The organism is Xanthomonas sp. SHU 166 (assembly GCF_000364685.1).
GTDB lineage: Bacteria > Pseudomonadota > Gammaproteobacteria > Xanthomonadales > Xanthomonadaceae > Xanthomonas_A > Xanthomonas_A sontii.
On sequence record NZ_AQOJ01000353.1, the window covers coordinates 1 to 2,606 of the forward strand.

Here is a 2,606-nt window from a genome sequence, read left to right on the forward strand (position 1 = left end):
GGCAGGGCGGTGGGCGCCCGCAGGCAGCGGCCATGGGTGGCCTCGGCGGTGCGGATCGGGCAAGCTCCCCGCTCGCTTGTCGTTGGAGCCCGCAATGCCGCCCCGCTTTTCCCGCCTGCTGTCCCTGGCCATCGCCACCGCCCTGAGCCTGTCGCTGGCGGCCCCGGCGGACGCGGCCAAGAAGAAGACCACCAAGCAGACCACCGCGCAGACCCGCGCCAAGGCGAGCAAGGCCCGCAAGGCGCGGCCGGCGCCGGCTCCGGTGGTGCTGACCAAGGCGCAACAGCTGAACCGGCTGTACGACGACTACTGGGAAGCCTCGCTCAAGCTCAATCCGCTGCAGGCGACCTTCCAGGGCGACAGCCGCTACAACGACCAGTTGCCGAACTTCCTCTCGGCCGCGTTCCGCCAGCAGTCGCACGACTTCACCGTTGAGTGGCTGGGCAAGGCCGAGGCGATCGGCAAGGATGGCCTGACCGGGCAGGACCTGCTCAGCTACGAGATCTTCGTCGGCGACGCGCGCAACGCGCTGGAGGCGGAGAAGTACCCGAGCTGGATGCAGCCGGTGAACCAGTTCTACAACGTCGGCAGCATCATGGTGATGCTCGGCTCCGGCACCGGCGCGCAGCCGTTCCGCACGGTCAAGGATTACGACAACTGGTCGCGGCGCGCGCTCGGCATCCCGGCGCTGTTCGACCAGGCCATCGCCAACATGCGCGAAGGCATGAAGGCCGGCGTGGTGCAGCCGCGCGCGCTGATGGAGAAGGTGCTGCCGCAGCTCGATGCGATCATCAAGCCCACCGCCGAGGAGAGCCTGTTCTGGGGCCCGGTGCGCAACCTGCCGGCGGACATTCCGGAGGCCGAGAAGCAGCGCATCACCGCCGAATACAAGCGCATGATCGAGTACCGGATCATGCCCGCCTACCGCGCGCTGCGCGGCTTCATCGCCACCGAATATCTGCCGGCCACGCGCAATACCGCCGGCATCGGCGCCCTGCCCGGCGGCGATGCCTGGTACGCCTGGAACGTGCGCCAGAGCACCACCACCGACCTGACTCCCGCCCAGATCCACCAGATCGGCCTGGACGAGGTGGCGCGCATCCAGGGCCAGATCCAGGCGGTGATGAAGCAGGTGCGCTTCCGCGGCTCGATGCAGAAGTTCTTCAAGTTCATGCAGACCGACAAGCGCTTCACCTTCAAGAGCGAGGACGAGCTGCTGAGCTACTACCGCGGCCTGGAAGGCCGGGTCGACGCGGCGGTGCCGCGCATGTTCTCGCTCAAGCCCAAGGCCGCGTTCGAGATCCGCCCGGTGGAGCCGTACCGCGCGCAGTCGGCCGCCAGCGGCTCGTACATGCGTCCCAGCGAGGATGGCCGCCCCGGCATCTTCTACGTCAACACCTACGACCTGCCCAGCCGCAAGACCTGGGATGCGGAAGACCTGTACCTGCACGAGGCCATTCCCGGCCACCACTTCCAGCTCGGCCTGCAGCAGGAGCTGACCAACCTGCCCAAGTTCCGTCGTTTCGGCGGCGAGACCGCCTTCATCGAAGGCTGGGGCCTGTACGCCGAATCTCTGGGCAAGGACCTGGGCCTGTACCAGGATCCCTACAACTATTTCGGCTACCTGCAGAACGAGCTGTGGCGCGCGATCCGCCTGGTGGTGGACACCGGCCTGCACAGCAAGGGCTGGACCCGCGAGCAGGTGATCGACTACATGCTGCAGAACTCGGCCACCAGCCGCACCGACGCCGAAGCCGAGGCCGAGCGCTACATGGCCATCCCCGGCCAGGCGCTGTCCTACAAGATCGGCGAGATGAAGATCATGCAGCTGCGCGACTACGCCCGCACGCAACTCGGCGACAAGTTCGATATCCGCGAGTTCCACGCCGAAGTGCTGAAGGATGGCTCGGTACCGCTGAACGTGCTGCAGGAAAAGATCGAGCGCTGGGTGGCGAGCAAGAAGAAGGGGTGAGCGGGAAGCCGCTCCTCCCGCGGAACATGCGACCTGGGACGTCGCGGTATCGTTGCAGGAGCGGCTTCAGCCGCGATGGGGCCTTGCTGGTGAAGCCCGGTCGCGGCTGAAGCCGCCCCTACGGGAAAGCAGCCGCCGCACGGAGGCAGATAGCACGCCAGTTCCACCAGGACATGAGCGCGCACGAACCCATTGTGGGAGGGACTTCAGTCCCGACGCGTTGTAGTGAACGGCGTCGGGACTGAAGTCCCTCCCACAGTGCAGCTCGCTGGCATGCCGGCTGCTGCAAGTGCAGCGCGACAGGAGTGGGAACTACAGCGACGTCCCGTTGATGCGATCGCCGTCCCGTTGCGCCCATTCCACTCGGTGCGGATCGCACACCAGTTGCATCAGGGCACTGGGCGCGCATGAACCCCTTGTAGGAGGGACTTCAGTCCCGACGCGTTGCAGTGAAGGGCGTCGGGACTGAAGTCCCTCCCACAAACGGCCAAGGCGATTGACCAGCGTCGACACGGCCTGAAAACCGGCTGCGAAGCCATCGTACGTCGCGTGCAAGGCCTCTACACCGCTGCCAGACCCCGCGCCAGCTGCGCGATGTCCTGCGGCGTGGTGCGGCAGCAGCCGCCGATCAGGC

The 2,606-nt window shown here is 66.7% G+C and carries 2 protein-coding genes; one reads left to right on the forward strand and one right to left on the reverse strand.

Annotated elements, in window-relative coordinates:
- Positions 1-94: 94 nt before the first annotated feature.
- The gene (locus D180_RS10205) at positions 95-1,972 is read left to right on the forward strand and encodes a DUF885 family protein (protein ID WP_017912717.1); all 1,878 of its coding nucleotides are present in this window, start codon (positions 95-97) and stop codon (positions 1,970-1,972) included.
- 560 nt (positions 1,973-2,532) lie between these two features.
- On the opposite strand, the gene D180_RS23895 is transcribed toward D180_RS10205, so the two are convergent.
- Positions 2,533-2,604, reverse strand: a complete 72-nt coding sequence (locus D180_RS23895; RefSeq protein ID WP_255325542.1) for a homocysteine S-methyltransferase family protein — start codon at positions 2,602-2,604, stop codon at positions 2,533-2,535.
- Between the last annotated feature and the right edge of the window lie 2 nt (positions 2,605-2,606).

Coding starts and splice junctions, on each gene's coding strand:
- D180_RS10205 (WP_017912717.1), top strand. CDS start 95: ATGCCGCCCCGCTTTTCCCGCCTGCTGTCCCTGGCCATCGCCACCGCC.